The sequence below is a fragment of the Bacillus sp. FDAARGOS_235 genome, assembly GCF_002073415.2.
GTDB lineage: Bacteria > Bacillota > Bacilli > Bacillales > Bacillaceae_G > Bacillus_A > Bacillus_A toyonensis.
The window spans coordinates 670,147-690,853 of record NZ_CP020437.2; the positions used below are offsets into that span (position 1 = coordinate 670,147).

The 20,707-nt window shown below is 32.6% G+C and carries 17 protein-coding genes; 4 read left to right on the forward strand and 13 right to left on the reverse strand.

Annotated elements, in window-relative coordinates:
- Positions 1 to 35: 35 nt before the first annotated feature.
- From hblB to A6J74_RS05135, 9 genes are all read right to left on the reverse strand, one after another.
- Complete coding sequence (gene hblB / locus A6J74_RS05095) at positions 36 to 1,433, reverse strand: hemolysin BL regulatory component HblB (protein WP_000730117.1); 1,398 nt, start codon at positions 1,431 to 1,433, stop codon at positions 36 to 38.
- 325 nt (positions 1,434 to 1,758) lie between these two features.
- Positions 1,759 to 2,886, reverse strand: a complete 1,128-nt coding sequence (hblA, locus tag A6J74_RS05100; RefSeq protein WP_000977258.1) for a hemolysin BL binding component B — start codon at positions 2,884 to 2,886, stop codon at positions 1,759 to 1,761.
- 36 nt (positions 2,887 to 2,922) lie between these two features.
- Positions 2,923 to 4,143 carry a hemolytic enterotoxin HBL lytic component L1 gene (hblD, locus tag A6J74_RS05105; protein ID WP_000714444.1) on the reverse strand — a complete coding sequence of 407 codons (1,221 nt, stop codon included), beginning with the start codon at positions 4,141 to 4,143 and terminating at the stop codon, positions 2,923 to 2,925.
- 61 nt (positions 4,144 to 4,204) lie between these two features.
- Positions 4,205 to 5,524, reverse strand: a complete 1,320-nt coding sequence (hblC, locus tag A6J74_RS05110) for a hemolytic enterotoxin HBL lytic component L2 (RefSeq protein ID WP_002105282.1) — start codon at positions 5,522 to 5,524, stop codon at positions 4,205 to 4,207.
- A 1,507-nt stretch (positions 5,525 to 7,031) separates the two neighbouring features.
- Positions 7,032 to 8,261 (reverse strand): helix-turn-helix domain-containing protein, encoded by a 1,230-nt coding sequence (locus tag A6J74_RS05115; RefSeq protein ID WP_001097923.1) that lies wholly within the window; start codon positions 8,259 to 8,261, stop codon positions 7,032 to 7,034.
- A gap of 1,294 nt (positions 8,262 to 9,555) precedes the next feature.
- Entirely contained in the window at positions 9,556 to 10,026 is a 471-nt protein-coding gene (locus A6J74_RS05120; protein WP_000578999.1) for a DMT family transporter, read from the reverse strand.
- Between the two features lie 16 nt (positions 10,027 to 10,042).
- Complete coding sequence (locus A6J74_RS05125; RefSeq protein WP_000431587.1) at positions 10,043 to 10,738, reverse strand: Crp/Fnr family transcriptional regulator; 696 nt, start codon at positions 10,736 to 10,738, stop codon at positions 10,043 to 10,045.
- 19 nt (positions 10,739 to 10,757) lie between these two features.
- On the reverse strand, positions 10,758 to 11,183 hold the full coding sequence (locus tag A6J74_RS05130; protein ID WP_000676419.1) for a DMT family transporter: 426 nt from the start codon (positions 11,181 to 11,183) through the stop codon (positions 10,758 to 10,760).
- Between the two features lie 175 nt (positions 11,184 to 11,358).
- Positions 11,359 to 11,841 (reverse strand): DUF2798 domain-containing protein, encoded by a 483-nt coding sequence (locus A6J74_RS05135; RefSeq protein ID WP_001143399.1) that lies wholly within the window; start codon positions 11,839 to 11,841, stop codon positions 11,359 to 11,361.
- A 223-nt stretch (positions 11,842 to 12,064) separates the two neighbouring features.
- On the opposite strand from A6J74_RS05135, the gene A6J74_RS05140 reads away from it, so the two are divergent.
- The gene (locus tag A6J74_RS05140) at positions 12,065 to 12,667 is read left to right on the forward strand and encodes a DUF2441 domain-containing protein (RefSeq protein WP_001001042.1); all 603 of its coding nucleotides are present in this window, start codon (positions 12,065 to 12,067) and stop codon (positions 12,665 to 12,667) included.
- 33 nt (positions 12,668 to 12,700) lie between these two features.
- Complete coding sequence (locus A6J74_RS05145; RefSeq protein WP_002093760.1) at positions 12,701 to 13,642, forward strand: nucleoside hydrolase; 942 nt, start codon at positions 12,701 to 12,703, stop codon at positions 13,640 to 13,642.
- Positions 13,643 to 13,808: 166 nt separating this feature from the next.
- Here A6J74_RS05145 and A6J74_RS05150 read toward each other — a convergent pair whose 3' ends face one another.
- Positions 13,809 to 14,675: an MBL fold metallo-hydrolase gene (locus A6J74_RS05150; RefSeq protein WP_001184102.1), complete on the reverse strand. Its 867-nt coding sequence runs from the start codon at positions 14,673 to 14,675 to the stop codon at positions 13,809 to 13,811.
- Positions 14,676 to 14,830: 155 nt separating this feature from the next.
- On the opposite strand from A6J74_RS05150, the gene A6J74_RS05155 reads away from it, so the two are divergent.
- Positions 14,831 to 15,568 (forward strand): ZIP family metal transporter, encoded by a 738-nt coding sequence (locus tag A6J74_RS05155; RefSeq protein ID WP_000440622.1) that lies wholly within the window; start codon positions 14,831 to 14,833, stop codon positions 15,566 to 15,568.
- Between the two features lie 81 nt (positions 15,569 to 15,649).
- Complete coding sequence (locus tag A6J74_RS05160) at positions 15,650 to 17,350, forward strand: pyruvate oxidase (RefSeq protein WP_000467253.1); 1,701 nt, start codon at positions 15,650 to 15,652, stop codon at positions 17,348 to 17,350.
- 45 nt (positions 17,351 to 17,395) lie between these two features.
- Here A6J74_RS05160 and A6J74_RS05165 read toward each other — a convergent pair whose 3' ends face one another.
- The 3 genes from A6J74_RS05165 to A6J74_RS05175 form a co-directional block, all read right to left on the reverse strand.
- The gene (locus A6J74_RS05165) at positions 17,396 to 18,397 is read right to left on the reverse strand and encodes an ABC transporter permease (protein WP_000267901.1); all 1,002 of its coding nucleotides are present in this window, start codon (positions 18,395 to 18,397) and stop codon (positions 17,396 to 17,398) included.
- A gap of 1 nt (position 18,398) precedes the next feature.
- Positions 18,399 to 19,265: an ABC transporter permease subunit gene (locus A6J74_RS05170; RefSeq protein WP_000470649.1), complete on the reverse strand. Its 867-nt coding sequence runs from the start codon at positions 19,263 to 19,265 to the stop codon at positions 18,399 to 18,401.
- Positions 19,266 to 19,490: 225 nt separating this feature from the next.
- Entirely contained in the window at positions 19,491 to 20,522 is a 1,032-nt protein-coding gene (locus A6J74_RS05175; RefSeq protein WP_000721401.1) for an alpha/beta hydrolase, read from the reverse strand.
- Positions 20,523 to 20,707: the final 185 nt, after the last annotated feature.

Sequence of the window (20,707 nt, forward strand, 5' to 3'; positions counted from 1 at the left end):
AGTGTACCATCTCCAATTAATACGTTTTTTCGGGTTCAGTTCATTATATTTTCTACTTTGTCTTTATATACAACATATTCTTTTCCATCCACTACTGCTACCACCGCAAATTCATCATTTGGATTGAATGAAAGCCAGTCAGCCCACATGCTTGTATTAGCACCTCCACTCCACATATGATGAACAGTGTTTTTAGTTAAATTCATAACTTTATAAGACGCATTTGGTGCATTTGTTCCAGTCTTTATTTCAAAAGTATATGCGTTATGGATTTTTTTATAAAAGTAAAAAACGTTTGATGGACGAAGTAGATTCATAAAATCTTGTTCTTTCTTCTCTGCAATTTTTATGCCTTCTAGTAATGTGACAACATCTGCTCTTAATGTTTTCCAACTGTCTTTAGCTGAATTCAAGTTAGGCTTTAAAAATTTATATCTATTTTGATCAGCTTTTTCATCAACTTTATCAATATGCCCCATTACGCCCGAATATTGAGAGTCTAAATCATCCCATTGTGTGGACATATAAGTAAGAGCAGTAATAGCACTATCAATCGTACTATGCATATCACTAATATTATGAAATGCAACTCCGACTACACGATTTAATGTAATTTTATAATCTACAGTTTTACGTAATTCTGCTAAAGCAGGCTCTAATCGACCTAAATTATCTCTAGCAGTACCTATCATTATGCCACCAGAAATAAGCGTGGGGATAAAAGGGACTTTCACCATTATTAACCCATCAGATTCTAATTTCTTATAATAGTTTACTTGTCCTAAAACTTCATCTAAACGCTTTTGATCAGTCTCTACATCAGCTCCTTGGTTTTTTAAAATCGATTGCAAGGTCTCTTTATGGCTTCCAAATACTCTAACATCTTCTCCAATAGCGTTTTTAAATTTAGTTAATTCTTCTATTAACGCTTTTGCGGACTTTTGGTTTCGTTGAATCCCCACCCTTAAATCTGTAATCCCCTTTTTTAAAGTATCCCCATTTCCATTATTGATCGCCTCTACTAATGTTTCATAATAATTTTCAAACTTTGTATCGTATTCAATAATGCCGGTCAATGTATCTAAAAGCTGTTTTTTTACTTTTGTATTCCATGTAACAGCATGTGCTCTTGCATTCTTTTGATCCTGTACAATTTTACTAGGTAAATCTGCATACCCATTAATAGAAATCCCTTCAAAACTCACATCCGGATTATTAATTAGCAAATAAGAATATTCATTCATAGCCTTTGCAAATAACCCAGCATCTTGTACAGTTTTTTTCATCTTTTCTTCATTTGCTGAAAGAGACATATCTCCAGTGTTCGTTTGTTCAGTTTCAATTGCAAAGGTTGCTATTGGTGTGAGTGCATAGGTAGTTGTCATAATTAAAAATGCTGATACAGCCAGTATTTTATAAGGTTTTTTTTTCATCTTTTCTTATTCCTCCTGTATAGAGTATGATTTCAAGTCCTATTCTTATTAAAAGAAGATGTTGTTGCATAGATTCGATATTATTAAGCAAATCTATATAACCTGTCTCCTATTGATCGATTCTGTTACAAATTTTTAAAAACAAGTAAACTACATGGCTATCTTTTTATTTGGATACAACTTATATATAAGTGAAAGGCGAAGTCTTTAATGAGACTCCGCCTTTTTAATATATAAGGATTTATTAATTACCGCTTTACTGTTTATCAGTGTAATCATAGACTCTCTATGTTATGGGTCACTTTGCAACAGAATAAATATTTCCCTATTTTTGTGGAGTAACAGTTTCCACTTTTAATTCCTTTATCCCCTCTTTTAATGTAACAGCATCTGTTCGTAATGTTTTCCAACTATCTTTCGCTGCATTTAAATTAGGTTTTAAGAATTTAAATTTATTTTGATCCGCTTTTTGAGCTGCATTCTCAATATGGCCTAGAACGCCCGAATATTGAGAATCTAAATCATGCCACTGCGTTGACATATAAGTAAGAGCGTTAATAGCATCATCAAGTGCCTTGTGCATTTCATTAATATTACTATAAGCAACTCCAACTACACGATTTAATGTTACTTTATAATCCACGGTCTGACGTAATTCTGCTAATAAAGGCTCTAACTTACCTAAGTTGTCTCTTGCTACTCCCACTATAATACCGCCAATTATTGGTAGACCCAAAATAGCACCCTTCATTACATTAAACCCATCAGATTCTAATTGTTTATAATAGTTTACTGATCCTAATACTTCTTCTAGACGCTTTTGATCTGCATCAACATCTGCACCTTGGTTTTTTAGAATCGACTGCAAAAGATCTTTATTGCCTCCAAATGCTCTAACATCTTGTCCAATAGAGTCTCTTAATTTAGTTAATTCTTCTATTAATTGTTGTGCGTACTTTTGGTTTTGTTGAATTTCACCTCGTAAATCTGTAATTCCTTCTTTTAAAGTTTCTCCATCCCCTGTATTAATCGCCTCAACCAATGTTTCATAATAATTGTCGAACGTTGTATCATATTCAACAATACCAGTCAATGTATCTAAAAGCTGTTTTTTTACTTTCGTGTCCCAAGTAACAGCATGTGCTCTTGCATTCTTTTGATCTTGTACGATTCTACCAGGTAAATCTACATATCCATTAATAGTAATTCCTTCAAAATTTACATCAGGATTCTTAATTAGCATATAAGAATAGGCATTCATAGATTTTGCAAATAATCCAGCCTTTTGCAAGGTCTCTTTCATTCTCGCTTCATTTGCAGAAAGAGCCGTATCTCCATTGTTCGTTTGTTCAATTTCACTTGCAAAAGTTGCTACTGGTGAGACTACAGAAGTTGCTGTCATAGTTAAAAGAGCCGATGCGACGATTAGTTTGTACGGGATATTTTTCATCATTTTATATTCCTCCAATATAAGTTTTCATTTTCAGTTCTATTCCTGTTTAAAAGCGATGTCTTTTGAAATGAATTCTGCATCTTTATGAATATCATTCCAACTTTCTTTAGCAGCTTTTAAATCATCCGGTATTAAAGAGAATTTGTGGTCTTGCATAGAATCGATATTATCCAGTAAATCTGTATAATTTGCGCCCATTGTATTCCATTGCTTTTGAATATTTGTTAGAGACAATATCGCTTGATCTACAGTCTGGTATAGATATGCCAATGTTTCTTTCGCGTTAGTAAGCGAAAGAACTGCTTGATTAGCACGATCTGCTTTCATACTTAATTCCCCGATTTTGTTAGAAATTTCGTTATAGGAGTCCATATGCTTAGATGCCGTGACACCAGCCGCAGTTCCTAGACCGATACCAGCTGCTCCAAGAGCTGAAAGTCCACCAACAACAGCCGGTGTTGCTGTACCACCAGTTACAACAATTACAACTGCTCCTCCAATAGCTGCAATAACTAAAATAGCTGCTCCCAATCCACCACCAATTGACCATGCTAATACATCATCAAAATGTTTTTTCTGAGTAGAACGAAGTTGCTCAATTTCAGCTTGAAGTTGTGGAATCGTTGCTTGTTGACCTGCTAATATTGCAGTTAATCCACCTTTCCCATCTGGACCACCAACATTATTTTTAAAATCTGTAGAATTTTGATATAGTTTCCCTTTGAAGTCTTGTAGCATCTTAATTACATCTGTTACCTCTTTTGAATTTGTATTAATTGTTGTAATTAAATCATTTATGCCCTCTTTTAGACCTGCCTTATCTTTCTTTTGTACAGTATCTACTAATGTGTCGTAATAATTTTGAAATTGTTCATCGTAATTTACAATATTACGAGCTGTTTTTTGAATCTGTGGCTTCGCTGTATCTAACCAATAATTCGCATTGATTCGTGACAGTTCTTGATTAAGGTGAATATTTTTGAGCAACTCTCCTCCTTCTGATCCTAAATCGATATTAGATAAATTTACATTCGGTTGCTTAATCATTGTTTTTGCGTACAAATCCATTACAAGAATATGAGACCCTGTTTCAGCCAATGCTTTCTTCAGTCCCTCAGGACCTAAAACATAATTGCCTACTTTTTGTTCTTGAGCGGTCGTTTCTTGTGCAAATGCATGAATAGTGTTACCAGTAGTAGCAGTTATAACCGTTGCCAGAGTGGCTAAAGTTAGCACTTTGAATGGGAATTTTTTCATCACTTTTCTCCTTTTTTCGCTAGATTCCTAGAATTTTCATAGTTTTTCCAAAAACGTAATATCAAAATTTATATACCTGTTCTTCAAGGTAACTTATTACATTTTTTAATTGTCTTAATGTATCTTTTTGAGACTGCTCGTTAGTTGCATCAACATTAGTAGATAATTTTGTAATATTATTTTTTATTTGATCCAAATCTTCTTTATAGCGCTTTAGTAGGTCAAGTTCTACATCTACTTGATTTGCAAATGTATGCAAATCATTTTGTGAAAGAAGAAGCATTGATTTTTGCAAATCTGCTATTGATAGTTTCGTTGTTAAATCATATATTTTTTGGTTTTGTTTCTCTAAGTCATCTAAATATGATCGCTGCTCTGCTGTTAGTTTATTTACTTCTGCGAAGACACCAAATGTTTTCTTAATCTTTTCAGTATCAATGGCTTTCATCAGGTCATATTCTTGCGTTTTTGCAGCTGCAGCTGCAGCTATTTCACCTTGTTTGCTTTTCTCAATTGCTTCACGAGCTGCCTTTTTGGCCGATTCAATCTCTAGAGCAGTTTTACCTTGTTCTGTCGCTTCTTGCGCTGCTTTTTTCTCCGCTTCTAGAATAGAGTTGTTAATTTCTTTTCCTTTGTTATACGCTGCCATCCCCGCTTGAGCAGCCGGTTCAATAATTTCTTTTGAAAGACTATAAATTTCTTTGAATATAGCAAATCCCTGCTCATTTAAAGCTCCTGGTATTAATGCAATTTGTTGTAAATCATTTTGAATTGCTTTTTTGGTATTTAATATTTCATTTTTTAACTGATCTATTTTTCCTGTTCCATCTGTACCTAATATGCCTTGCGCAGTTGCCACATTAGTATCGAAATCTTTTAATTTTTTATCAAGCTGTAATTTAAGATCAGTTAACTCATTAATTTGTCGTTGCGCATTTTCTTGATTCGTCATAGCCATTTCTTGAAGTACTTCAAGTCTATCCACAAAACCTTCTCTATCTTCTTTATTGTCTACATACGATTTTAATGTCGGATAATAGCTATTAAATTTTGTTACAAATCCTTTGCTTTTTGAATTTAATAGAATTAACTGTGGATAGAGTTCCGATGACCATTCCTTCATATCTTGTTTGATTAGGAATTGATTTGTATTTAAAGCTGGGACTTCCTCTAGCTGTACATTAGGACTCATTAAAGATTGATCAATATACGTTTGGATTAATTTAGATTGCGCACCTAATTTTCGTAATGATGAAGAAATATCCATGTTTTCCTGTTGAGTTTCTGCTTGAACGATTGGTGTTGCGAGAGTATTGATAGGAATAGTCGCTCCAGTTACAATGGATGTTATTAAAAATCCTGTCATTATTTTATTCTTCATTCCGTACACTCCTTTACCATTTTTTTCTATAAATTGATTCATATAACTTGTACGACCTAGCACTAGGCTCTCTCTTTGTACACGGATGAGGAAAGAGAAGTCTTTCAGATAGGGTGTTATCCTTATTTTTTACTTCTAATAGGATGTAAGAATTTTACTCATCTCTCATTTAGATACTCTATTTTTCAAAATAAACAATAAAAATTCATCAGCTATATTTGAATTAGACACCCAATGGGTAGTAAAATATTAATTCTCCCATAGAGTTGCGGTTTAACTTACAGAACCGCGAGGATAGATAAACCAATGCTGACAGTTAATCCTGTTTTGACCTTGTTTAATATCAATTACATAATATGTCTCTTAGTTTTGTCAGCAAGAGCCTTACAAGACTACAAAAGATGAACTTATACTGTACATTGCTTATACTTTTATTGCGGAATAAATTCACTTTTGTTATGCAAAAACTTAGAACACTTTTATTACAAACTTGATCATTTTGAGATTCTAGGTCTCTCGTTAATTAACTGATTATTAAGAAAATTATTTTCAACATAATGTTACTTACAACTTCGCTATACTCCTATTAGCGTCATCTTCTCCTTTCTCTCTGGTCATACCAGTTATGTTGTTCATTAAAACATTAAATTTTTAATGCGTAAATAGCAAAATTTTGTCGATTGTACTCAATAATTTAACTGTTAAGTAAAAATACGAGCCAAAAATATTATACAAATATAATTAATTAAAAATTTCACCTCTGTAATTGTAATGATTACAAATTAATATATATAAGGTTACAAAATAACTATTTTAGCTTAACCAAGAAATTATATTTTAGAAAAAATACTTATAGAATAATTTAATAGGTTTTTTTATACTTTTTTACCTTTATTTAGTTATGTATAATTGCATAAAACATAGATATATCATGTGATATATGTTACATTATTAATTTTTACGAAATATACCCTAATATCAACATTAATAAATATTTAAAATGGAGATATTAATCTATAAACTTATCCATCGTTATAACCATAGATTTTAAAATATAAAATAGCTGCAAAGCTTTCTTAAAAATCCTTTGCAGCCTTCTGTTTTTTTGTTTTCTTTAGAAAAATAGTGTTTCAAGTTAACAATATGGTATAAACATTTCCATTGTGCTTTTGCTTGGATATATGTTTCATGGACTCTTCAAAAGCTATTTGTTTGAGCTGACGTCAGACTCGTTTGTCTAATTCAGAACTATACTGATAAATCCAGCGCCTAATTATTATTTAAAAAATAGATAAGCTTCGTTTCTCCATTATTTTTGCCAACTCCTGAAAATTGAAACTGTTCCGCTAACAAGATAATATCAGGTTGATCATACGTCTATTTGAATACAAGTTCCTTATCTAAACAAATCACACACTTTTTCTAGAGTAATAAGCTCAGTATTTTCAAGTTTTAGAGATTACTTACACCTATTTTTAAGTTTTTACATTGAGACCAGATAACAAGCCTATATTATTGTATATTTTTCACGGTACTGTCTAGGGGTCATGCTAGTAATTTTTTTGAAAACCCTCGTAAAATAACTTTGGTCATTAAAGTTAAGCCAAGCACAGATATCTGATAGCGAATAAGTAGTTAGAGTTAATAATTTTTTTGCTTCTTCCACTCGTTCCCTTTGAATATATTCGCTTAAAGTAATTCCCATTTCTTTTTTAAATAGTTTAGACAGATAAGTAGGGGTAATTTCCAAATGATTAGCAAGTTCATTGAGAGTTATTCCATCGTAAACATTTTTATTAATATGTTTCATACATGTAGTAACCGCGTATGAATACTTTTGTGCATTGAATTCTTTCACACGATCTGCAAAGGTACGTAAAGCGTCTCCTGACAATCGCTTTGCAGATTCTACGTTATCTAATTGTTCCAGAGTTTGTATATATAAAATACTATGAGCAAAAGCAATATCTGGTGGCAGGTTCCCTTCTATCGCATATCGAGTAGCTAAGGTAATCGCAATAATTCCAAGGTTTTTTTGGTTCCTGAGCGGATCCTCTATTAACATCAGTTCAACATCCTCTTGTGAAACTGCATACATATACTGTATTAACCTTTTTTTATTTCCTTCTTTGATAGTCAAAAAGAAATCATTTACTAATGCCATGTTGTGAGTTTTAGGTTTGTTTTGTCGGCGTTTTAAAATATATAAATCAGGTTTCACAATTTTATTAGGAACTTCCTCTAGTACTTTATTTTTTTCTAAAACAATACCCACATCTAACTTTTCATTGAAAATCATGTAATGTAATAAAATTCCCATATCAATTAATGTAGTTTTTTCAATCTCAGATAAACACTGATAATAGGCTAGTCTTTCTTGAATTTTATCATTTGATTTAAATTCTTTTTGAAGTTTTATGGTCATATCATCTGAACCTTTTGGATGTATAGTGGGACCGATAATAATAGTCCCTTTAATGTGATCATGATTTTCTATATGTATTAGAACAAAATTTTCAAGATAGCTGTTACATCTGAAAAGTGGTAAGTTAAAGGGATCGTTTTCTTGATAAATATCACTAAGATGTTCTTCTTTTGAAGAATAAAAAGGACTATAAACATCATCAGATGTAGAATGATATAAAATTTTTTTGTCTGTAGATAAAATATGTACAGGGGCATTAAATGCTTTATGTGCAAGATCACACAAGTGTTGTATATCGATAGAAGTATTCATTACATTCTCCTTTTAAGTAAATTATTTGATAAATTTCCTCATTGTTCCTTTTATAGTTTCATAATATATATTCTGCTAGGTATAATTCACGACAAATAATACTATAAAATATCAAATTAGTACAATTCACGACAAAATATTACTATATCTTTTTTATGAAAATCATATATTATTTAATTGTAATTAGCATCTAAATATCAGAGTAGATAAGAAAATGAAATGAATGAAGGTCATTTCTTAATTCTACAAGATCTAATCATTACACTTGAGAAAACAGTGAAGAACATACAAAATACAGTGGTACTCCATGCGAGGACCAAGCTGGAAAAAAGATTCAAAATACAGCGAAAGTAACAAGAGATACTGTACCACCACAAAAACCAACAATCAAAATTTCAATTCAATTACTTGTACAAATTGAATTCCAAAAATAGATAATGCTCATTTAAATGTAAAACTGAAAACCTACTGTGTTTCAAATTTTAGACAAAGATAACAAAAAGTCGGGAAATTAACGACAGAGGACAATGATAAGACTATTTATGAACCACTATGCTTCGGAAAGTACACGTTGGAAGAAATTCAAGCACCAAATAGATCTACGTTATTTAAAGATCTAATTGAGAAAAGAATCTTATCATCAGTACAAAAATAAAAAAAGAAAACATAAAAAACGAATGGAATATTTAAAATTCTGGCGATATAGGGACAACTATTTTTATCTAATCCCCACAATATTACTGGTCCCAACATTAGTTTTATTTTCCACAAATGAGGAAGAAATATATAGATTTCAAAAATACTAGGAATTGCAGGGGAGATAGAACATATGAATAAACTTTATTTATATGTTGTTCATCTTTGTATTATTAATCTTTATGCTACCTAGCTTTCATACCGCACCACATCAACATATTCTTAATTTTCCACTTTATTTTTAATTAAGAATCAAAATACCTTTAAATGAAGTTATATTATAGTTTATTAAATACTATAAATAAAAACAAAATGCTATTTAAACATCCTCTGACTACTCATATGAGGTTTTTCCCCTAATGATACCTATGGTATTAACTCCACTTTAAAGGATCGTTTTAAAAGAATTTGAGAAGCCATTTTTCTAGTTCACCATCAAAATTCTTGAAATTTATGTAAAAAAGAACCCGTTTTATATATAGTTTCTTTTTTCATTTCTTTAACTTAGTCTAATCTATATTGCCCAGTTAATTGTTCCTCAGCCATTCGAGCTAAGTGTAATTATTCTAATCATTAACACCTTTTTCCTTTAAATTCTTTAGACCCTATCCTTGTTTATATGAATAGCTTTCTTATTCGAAAATAGATTTTTAAAAATTCCTACCCCTACAATTAATACACCTATTCCAACTAATTTATTTATTTGTATTGGAACGCTCTCCATTCCAAACAATCCGAATGTATCAATACATAATGCAACAACTAATTGTGTAATAAGACTAATTAACACCGTATACGCTGGACCTAAACTCTTTATTGCACCCATTATACAAATAATTAATCCAATGCCAAACAATCCGCTTATATAAAACAAATAATTTGTAGTGTAAAAATTAATGCTAATACTTTTCTCTGTTATGATATAAAATAGACCAGAACTTATGAGACCTATTCCAAGAACACATGCAGTTGTTAACCACTGTCCTACACATTCATTGACCTTTGTGTTAAAAATAGATTGTAAGCTAATTAATACTCCAGCAAATATAGCTAAACTAAATCCAATCAAAATATTCCTCTCCCTTTCATTGCTCATATATATTATCTTTAGCAACTTCCTTCATTCTAGAAAAATCTTTAATTACGATAACTCCATTTTTCTTTTCAATTAATTTTTCTTTATTTAATTTTTGTAACACCCGAATTACGTGCCTATAACTTACTCCTATAAAATCAGCAATACTTGATATGGAAGTTGCATCTAAATCCTCTTTATACATATTTCCGTTACTATCTGTTGAAATTGATAGTAAATAACTAGCTACACGCACTTCTACTGGATAAAGTAAATTTAGAGCTGTAAAACGGGTCGATATTTTTAACGTGTTCGCAATGTTTTCAAGCAAGAAGTTCATAAATATAGGATCATGTAATAACTTGTTTCTAATAACCGTATTAGAAATGGAGATAGCTACAACATCTGAACAAGCTTCAACGACATTATGAGTCTTGCTTTTTTGTATCAATTCAAGATCACCAACAACCGCCAATGGATTGATAAAGCGAAGAATTAGTTTCTTTCCTTCTGGTGTAATCGTATAAACTTTTACTTTACCTTTCACTACAAAATATAAACGATCCATTTCGTCATCTATATTGCAAATAAACTTGCCTTTTTCAAAATGATTTATTTGAAAATAAGCTGTATCTATTTCTGAAAAAATCTCAAATATTTTATTAGTTTTCAAATAATGAATAATTAAATCTGATCTATTCTCCATTCTCATTTCCTCCTTCTATTCACATATTAAATATTACAATCCCTATAATCATTACTATTGTTCCCACAATATGATATCTCTCCATCTGTATCTTTTTTATATGGAACAGTCCTTTTATTTCAATGAAAGTTGCTGTTAACAATTGAGCAACCATAAGTGTGCCAGCTGTCAATGTAACCCCCATTGAATATATCGCCATAGTTTCTGCACAAATAATGAATCCACCAAATGCACCGGCTACTAAATATGTTTTTTTCACACCCTTTAAATCCGTTACTTTCTCTTCTTTCTTTAACAAAAATATAGTTATTGCAATAAGGAACCCAATTAAATGCGTTATAATACTCGTTGACCATATGCCGATATGTGAACTAAGTTTCGCATTAAAGGTTCCTTGAAGTGTTATACATACACCAGCAAAAACAGCAAATACAATGCCTTTCAAAAAATCATCTCCTAATTTTTTATTTCTAACTTAATTAAAAGCTATGACCCTAAAAGGCAAAAGGACAAATGTCACATCACTATGAAAATAATTAGAAATGAACAAAAAACACATCTCAAAAATTTGAGATGTGTTTTTATATTTTTATTAATATATAATTTTTTACATATTATAACTACGCTACATTAACAGTCTTCTTCATAACAAACTTCGCAAATAAGAAACGCACAAGCGGCCCCATAATAATTAATTGTAATGGATAAGCCATAATGAAATTTTTAATAAAAATTGAAAAATAACTTGAAACAAATGATTCCCCTTGTAGTCCACCATGTAAATACATCATAGCCATTCCGTAAAATGACATAAAGAAAACCATTCCGATTACCATAGCTGTAGCCATCGCTACTATAATATTTATTTTCTTCGATTTATTAAACGGTATCGCGAATACAATTTTTTTCGCACAAGGTCCAACGATACATATCTCAATTAATAACGCAATCATAAATCCAATTAGTAGTTCTAATGCGATCTCCTTAATATGAATTGGCCCTCCTGCTCCGTTCAATAATAAATTGTAAAACGTCATTACGATAACCATCCCTAGGCACATCATCATACCGAATTGGAGGTTTTCCTTTCTTGTTGTTGGCAACTTTCATCATCCCTTCTCTTTGAGTCTTTGCCATTATATCGATATTGGAAACTCCTTCGTAAGTGAACATTTTGTGAACATTTCGAAAGCGTTTACGTGTATTTCTTTCACTCTTCACTCTAATCTTCCCATTCTATAACTGTATGCTTATAAAGGTTTTATATATTTCAATGTTGAATTACTAAATTTAACATTGAAATATATTACTACTAGGAGGATAACTATGAATGAAGCAGAATTTTACGCATATCACATCGTTACAAAGAAAAAAATGAATATCGGACAAATCATTCATTTTGATAATAATCAAACTAACACTTTATATCACTTCTTTTTTGAAAGAGAACACTTAAATGCTACTGGCGAAGATTCTATTCAAATTTTAAAAAGCAATTATATAAATAACGAACTACATATAAATAATGAAAACGCTCAAGTAGTTATGAAATATACGGATCAAACAATTAGAGCCGTTAGGGAAACGATTGTCGAAATGGTTAGGCTTCAAGAATATCCTGAATACCCTTCAAGGTTATCTTGCTTATATGCTTCTAAAAGCTATGAAGATGCTTTGAAATGGAAAGCGTTATTTGATTCTTACAACCGAGATGTTTTACAGATTGTTAAGCTACTAGTGAGTGGAAATTCTTTTGAAAGCGACGGAAATCTTTTACCAAAAGAAGATGGTATTTCTTTCTCCAGAAAAATTGAACAGGCTAGAGACTATTGGAAAGGAAATAGCAAAAGCGAATTACCTGAACTACTGATTAATGGGAAAATTCAGGTGGTGGAAATTATCGATGATTTTTCCAAAATTAAAATTTAATTCTTGGCTAAATATTAGAGAATGGAGATTACAATGATGAAAAAGGTGTACTTCAATCATGATGGTGGTGTAGATGATCTAATTTCACTATTTTTATTACTCCAGATGGGTAATGTCGAACTTACAGGTGTTTCAGTTATCCCTGCAGATTGTTATTTAGAACCCGCAATGTCTGCAAGTCGTAAAATTATTGATCGCTTCGGCAAAGGTAATATCGAAGTAGCAGCGTCAAACTCTCGTGGAAAAAATCCATTTCCGAAAGACTGGCGAATGCATGCATTTTATGTAGATGCTTTACCCATTTTAAATGAGTATGGAAAAGTTGCAACACCTGCAGCAGCCAAACCTGCGCATCATCATTTAATAGAAACTCTTCTACAAACGGAAGGAAAAACAACTTTATTATTTACAGGGCCGCTAACTGACCTAGCCCGTGCATTATATGAGGCTCCTATAATCGAAGATAAAATTGAACGTCTCGTTTGGATGGGCGGTACATTTCGGACCGCAGGCAATGTACATGAGCCGGAACACGATGGAACGGCTGAGTGGAATTCGTTTTGGGACCCTGAAGCAGTAGATCGTGTATGGGAGGCGAAGATTGAAATCGACTTAGTAACACTAGAAAGTACAAATCAAGTTCCGTTAACAATAGACATACGTGAACAGTGGGCAAAAGAGCGTAAATATATTGGTGTTGATTTCCTTGGTCAATGCTATGCGATGGTTCCTCCTCTCGTTCACTTTTCAACGAACTCTACTTACTATTTGTGGGATGTATTAACCGCTGCGTTTGTTGGGAAAGCTGACCTTGCAAAGGTACAAACGATTAAAAGTATTGTTCATACATACGGACCTAGCCAAGGGCGTACAGTGGAAACTGATGATGGGCGACCTGTAAATGTCGTTTATAATGTAAACCACAATGTTTTTTTCAACTATATAACTGACTTAGCAAAGAAAGCTTCCACTTGAAATTCTATCTATACGAAAAATAAATAAAGTCGTATAACTTCAGATGATAAGCCTGCAAAAAAACTCAAATTGGTTGCGGCTTAATATTTACTTATTAAAAAGAGTATTGAAGTAAACTTCAATACTCTTTTTGTACAGTTTAAGGCTATTTGATTAGAGTTGCGTTTTACTGGCTAACCATTTCATAACCATTTACAAAATACGTTATTGTTTCTAACTCATCTTCATTTAATTCTCTATCTAGCTCTTGTTTATACGCTGCCTTTATCTTCTCTTCATCGCCTTTATGAGCTTCTGTGTATGTTCCTACTGTTTTTAGCAATTGTATTTCTTTTAAAAACTCCTCCCGATTTATAGCTGTCCCATGAGAAAGAATATATGTCTCAGCATCAAATTTTTCTAATTCATCTATTAATGTAACCGTTCGTTTCGTCGTATAGTTCCACTTCGAAGAAAAAATATCTGCATATATACAGTCTCCTAAAAACAATATCTTTTCTTCTTTTATATACATAACAACAGAGTCATGTGAATGATCTCCGCCCACATGCTTTAGCACACATGTCACTTCACCAAGATCTAATTCAAGTTGATTCTGGAATGTTAAAGTTGGAGGAATAATTTTAATATTTCTCGCTTTTTCATTAAACTCTTTTTTGATACACTCCGCACAAAATTCAATTTCAGTACCCTCTTTTACACGTGTGTCCAACGCTTCATCTGTCCATTCATAAGAAACAAGTGTACTCATCTCTTTTTTCGTTTCAGAATGTGCAATAGACAATGCCTCTTGTAGTACAGGTAATCCAAAAATATGATCCCAGTGCCAATGCGTTAGTGCTACGAAATCAGGACTCGATACATTCTGTTCTTTTAGCATTTCTAAAAACAATTGTGCATGTTCTTCTGAATTCCCTGCATCAATCATTAAAGTTTTTTCTTTTCCAACGACCATTCCTAATATAGGTCTATCTGTTTCAGAAACAGGTGTCATATACCAAAATGAGTTTCCTATTTTTTTAATTTGCTGCATAATCAATTCCCCTTTTCATATTCCCACTTAAATTTAATATATAAATTATAACGAATTGCTAGTTTTTTCTCTATACTCAAACACAATTACTTGGACTAATCCAACTTAACTTTTCGTAAGTTAAAAATAAGGGACTACAATCGGAGTGTGATATTATGGAGCGTTTATGGATTCCAATGATTGTAACATTTTTTTCGTTCGGTGGATTACTATTAGGAGGTGCTGTTGGAGTTGCAACACGTCAACTAATTGAAGAAAAAATGCATCGTTTATATGCATTATGTGGTGGTATTTTGCTTGGCCTTTTATCCCTTGAAATTATTCCTGAAACATTTTCAAGCTATGAAATGATTGGTCCTATACTTGGTATAGCTATCGGTATTTTAGTTATGAGCTTATTAGATAACTATTGTCACCATCCAATGATACATAAAAAGGATCAACAAGCATGGCAAACATTCCTGTTTCTCTCTTTCGCTATATTTATTCATAATATACCGAGTGGATTTGCGTTAGGCACAGCTTTTATTAATCATGCTGACTCAGCCATCCCCTTTTTAATAGCAATCGTCGTTCACCATATTCCAGAAGGATTAGCTTTAATTATCCCCTTTCTTTTTACAAAACATAAATATATTTCATTTCTATTAACAACTTTATTACTTTCTCTTATTCTCGGTACCGGTACGGTGTTTGGCATTTTAATGGAAGGAAAAGCTCTTCATTTACAAGGTCTCATTATGGGAAGCGCTATCGGTTCACTTGGTTATGTCACAATTCATGAAATGCTTTGGAAAGCTAAGAAACAGCTCTCTTTCCTTATATTTCTCATGTGGGCAACTAGTGGTTTTTTACTAATAACAGTGTTTACTTTATTCGCTGTTCATCATTAAAGCTAAAAAATTTATTATTTGTATATTTTTCCTTTTTCTTCAAAACATAATGTTATCTACCTATTATGAGGAGGAACAATTATGTTTGGGAAAACAGCTGGTGAAGCATTAGTTGATTTATTAATTGAATGGGGAGTAGAACATATATACGGTATGCCTGGAGATTCTATTAATTCTATAATTGAAGCTTTAAGAAAAAAACAAGATAAAATTAAATTCATTCAAGTTCGCCACGAAGAAGCTGGCGCATTAGCAGCGGCCGCTTATGCGAAATTAACAGGGAAACTCGGTGTTTGTATGGCAATCGCAGGACCTGGAGCTATTCATTTATTAAACGGTTTATATGATGCGAAACTCGATAAGGCTCCTGTGCTAGCAATTTCAGGACAGGTAGAAACCGATTTACTCGGAACGGATTTTTTCCAAGAAGTAAACTTAGAAAGATTGTTTGATGATGTTGCAGTGTATAACCAGCGCATTATGTCAGCGGAGCAACTACCTGCTGTAGTGAATCAAGCGATTCGTATGGCCTATACGAAAAAAGGTGTATCTGTTCTCACTATTCCGGATGACGTTCCGAAATTCGAAGTAAAAAATGGGGCTCGTGTTACAAACACTTCTTTTACATTGCCTGAGCTATTTCCGCAAAAAGAAGATTTAGATGCAGCGAAACTCGCAATAAATGAAGCGACAAAACCTGTTATTTTAGCAGGTAAAGGCGCAAAACATGCAAGAGAATCTTTACTTGCATTCGCAGAACATATCGGCGCTCCAATCGTACTTACATTGCCAGCTAAAGGAATTGTTCCTGATGAACACCCACTTTGCATCGGTGGATTAGGATTAATTGGAACGAAACCATCTTATGAAGCAATGAAACACGCGGATACTTTAATTATGGTGGGTACTTCTTATCCGTTCACTGGTTTCTTACCTGAAAAGGCAAAAACAATTCATATCGATACAGATCCTGCCCAAATCGGGAAGCGTTATGTGACAGATATCGGCTTAGCCGGTGATGCTGATAAAACATTAAAATGGTTAATTGAAAATGTAGAAAAACACGAGGACCATTCCTTCTTAGAGGATCATCAAGAAATGATGAAAAAGTGGGAAGAAAAATTACACGGTCAGGAAGAAGATTCCTCTACTCCAATTAAACCACAACGCGTTATGCATGCATTGCAGCAAGTAGCAGAAGATGACGCCATTCTTTCAGTTGATGTCGGAAATGTAACGGTCTGGACAGCAAGGCACTTCCGTATGACGAACCAGCAATTTATCATTTCAAGCTGGCTCGCAACACTTGGCTGCGGTTTACCTGGTGCACTTGCTGGAAAAATTGCGTTCCCGAATAAACAAGTATTTGCAGTTTGTGGTGACGGCGGATTTGGAATGACTATGAACGATTTTGTAACAGCTGTAAAATATAAACTACCAATCGTTGTCGTCGTATTGAACAATAATAAAATTGCCATGATTAAATTCGAACAAGAAGTTATGGGTAATATCGAATTCGGCACCGATTTAACGAATCCAGATTTCGCAAAATATGCAGAGGCGTGCGGCGGTATTGGCTACCGTATTGAGAAATTAGATGAACTACTACCTGCTTTCGAAAGTGCAGTAAAACAAAACAGGCCGTGTATTATTGATGTAGTTGTAGATGTAAACGAAGCACCAATGCCAGCAAAAATCACATTTGGTCAAGCAGCTGGTTATACGAAACATATGATAAAAGAATTATTTGAAGAAGGTAAAATTGATTTACCTCCACTTTAAACGAAAAAAGATAGCTGAAAACGATTTGTCTTCAGCTATCTTTTTTTATTTTTGTACCTCTCTATAGAATGAAAAATCATTCATAGTTGGTTGTATTTGTTTCTCTACTTTCCCTTTTTTCTTTTCCCCCTTTGGCCTTCTCACATTTCCTAATTTAATTGCATCTTGCATACTATTACTAATCAAATTTCCAGATAAGATTGTCATACTATAAAAAAGAATTGGTATGACCACGATCCAAGTATGAGTAGTTAAATGACGGAAGTTTTGACCAATTAATCCTGTCCATTCTTTTGTTACACTATCCGCCTCTATACCAAAGATTATTGTTCCGCCGAAAAACAGTTCTAACAAACCAAGATGTAAGAGAAGTAATAGGGTGCTTACAAATTGCTGGGCTACTAATAAAAGAAATGATGGTAACATATGTGGCCATACATGGCGTTTCAACCGCTGCCACTTACTCCCTCCGAGCACAGTAGCAGCCAACATAAATTCTTCATTCTTAATACGCTTTACTTCTTGCGCCGTATACAACATAACAGTTGGTACAGCAAGGCACGCAAGAACTATAATTTGAAACGTAACCCGTAAGTGAAACGGAGCAGCCTCCTCTCCACTTTCAAACATTAAAACTTCATTTAACATAAAATAGGAAATCATAATCATCGGTACAATACTAAACGGATCAAAAAAAGATGAGATAACTGAAAATGAGCGTTTACTGTACATACCAAGCAATAAACCAATCGTTCCGCCAATTACTACACGTAAAATTGCGATAACGATACTAGCACCAACTGTCCATTTCGCTCCTTCTATTATTAACTGAAAAAGGTCGCGTCCTTTCTCATCGCTTCCAAACCAAAATTTACTCGATGGTGAAAACGGAGCAGCCTCTAATTCTCCTTTTTCGTTATACATCATTGTTAATTCACGAATATTTCCGTCAAAAAACACCGTATTTCCAATACTAACAATCATTAATACACTCAAAAAAGTAACACCTAGCCAAAATCTCACATCTCTTTTTACAACTTGCCACATGTTACACACGCTCCTTTATAACATTTTTTAAAAGCGTATGTAATAAACGAAATAGTATAAAAAGCGGTACGTATAATATAACTAAACTCACTGTAAATATTTCTAATTTGGAATTTTCTTTTAAAAAAACAAACATGCCGTACGTATTAAATAGCCATTCAATAATATATAAATTTGATAACATAAATAAAATATTTGTTTTTGCATAATAGACTGTTGTTAACAAGACATTTCTTGAAATATGGTGCGTCAAAACATGTCTTAAACTCAGTCCTTTACTCTTTGCAAATATGCTATAATCTTTCTCTAATTCTTCTCTAAAACGTAATAATAGTAGCTTCATAAATAATAACGTTGTAGGTATAGCAAGACATATTATTGGTAACATACGAGCTCTATCCTCACCAAATCCCGCATGTTTCACTGGCATAAATCCTGTTTTTTGAAAGATAATTACTACTAGAAGTTGAGATAATAAAATTAATAAAATGTCCGGGATACTTTCAAGTGCGACGAAAACTCCATTCCATATACGTTGCTTTGATTGAGAGCGCTGCAATACCCACACAACGATAACATACGCAATGAGTAAAGAAAGTATAAATGCCGAAATAAATACAAACATTGTCTCTACATAATGAATCCATATTTGTGGAAATAACTTTCTTGAGTTCCGAAATCCATACGTAATTTCACCCGGTTTTAGTAACTTCTCCCCGAGAAACAGAACTGTGTCCCAAAAACCGATTAAATCAATTTGCAGTCCTTTAAATAAACGCGGAAGTGCCCCTAAAAAAAGGATACAAATAAGTGCCGCAAATAATTGTAAACATGTAACTCCACACCACTTACCAATTCGAATGAACATAACTATTATCCTTCCTATTTAAATGAATATTCGGAAATAAAATCCATGTATAGTACCTATACCTTTTAACAAATTAACTCCTCTTTCTAAAAAACATAGCAATTCCCGTCATTTTTTGGAAGTTGTATTATATCTTTCGATCATTATCCAATATTTTCCTTCCTAATCAATTCCATACTATAAAAAAGCACTTATTTTTAAACTAAGTGCTTTTTGTATTTAATTCTATTTTACGAATGTATCACACATCCACTCATAAAACTTTTCCTTTTCTTCAAATTGAGGGTAATGTGCTGAGTTTTCAAAAGCTATAAATTCCTTTTGATCCGCTTCAATCAAATCAAAATATTTTTTAGCTGCATGAAATGAAGTATTATAGTCATATTTACCCATAAGAAGATAAAATGGTAGCTTTAGCTTAGTTACTTTAGTAGGTAATGGATTCTTTAAATCTTTTTCTAATAAGACCGTTTGGGAATGTGATAATCCAACGTTATAACGAATTACGTCTAACAAGTTATATTCATTACTAAGTAACATCTGAATGTTATCACCATCTGGATTTTCAATGAGTCTTGATGTTCCACCATATTTTGTAACATAATCTCTCGGAGTGTATGTATCGCCGTTTTTAATTTTTTCGGTTAACTCTTTTAAATATGAAACCTCCTCCGCATTTCCCCCATTTTGCGCCTGTTCAATAACGTATTTTAAACTATCCATCTCACTTTCTACTGTGTCACTCATCTGCCCTATACCAACATACGCTTCATATTTTTCAGGAGCTTTATAGGCAGCTTGCATTCCAATATATGTACCGTAAGAATGCCCAATCAATATTACTTTTTCTTTACCGAGACGTTTTGAAACATAATCTGTCATAGCTAATAAATCTTCTACAAGTAGGTCTGATGATAATTTCGAATAGTCTTCAAAAAAATGATACGATTTCCCGCTTGCCCTTTGATCATAATTAACAACTGTGAATTTCTCTTCCAATAAGTATTGATATTTTTGAGCATATGGTATTTCCGAAGAACCTGGTCCACCATGAACAAAGATAATTACTGGATTCCTCTTATCTTTGCCACGTATCATAATCTCATGACCACTTCCATTTATCTCTACTTGTTCTAATGTACTTATACTGTTATTACTCTTTATTTGCGAAGTCCATGTAGGAAATATTAGTGCTATGGTTAGTAATAGTATAGTAATGACTCCAATAAGTTTTATTGATTTTTTTATCTTTTTCATAATACGCTTCCTTTCTGTTAAATTTATAAAATATCAATTTATTTCTGCAAAACTACCTCAAGAAAATAAAAGTACTAAACCAGTACACTTTCCAATTTCATCTCAATGTTTTTGTACATTACTAATGTCCCATACACATCTTAACTTTCCGCTATATAAACTCTTAATATTTTCTTAATTTTCAA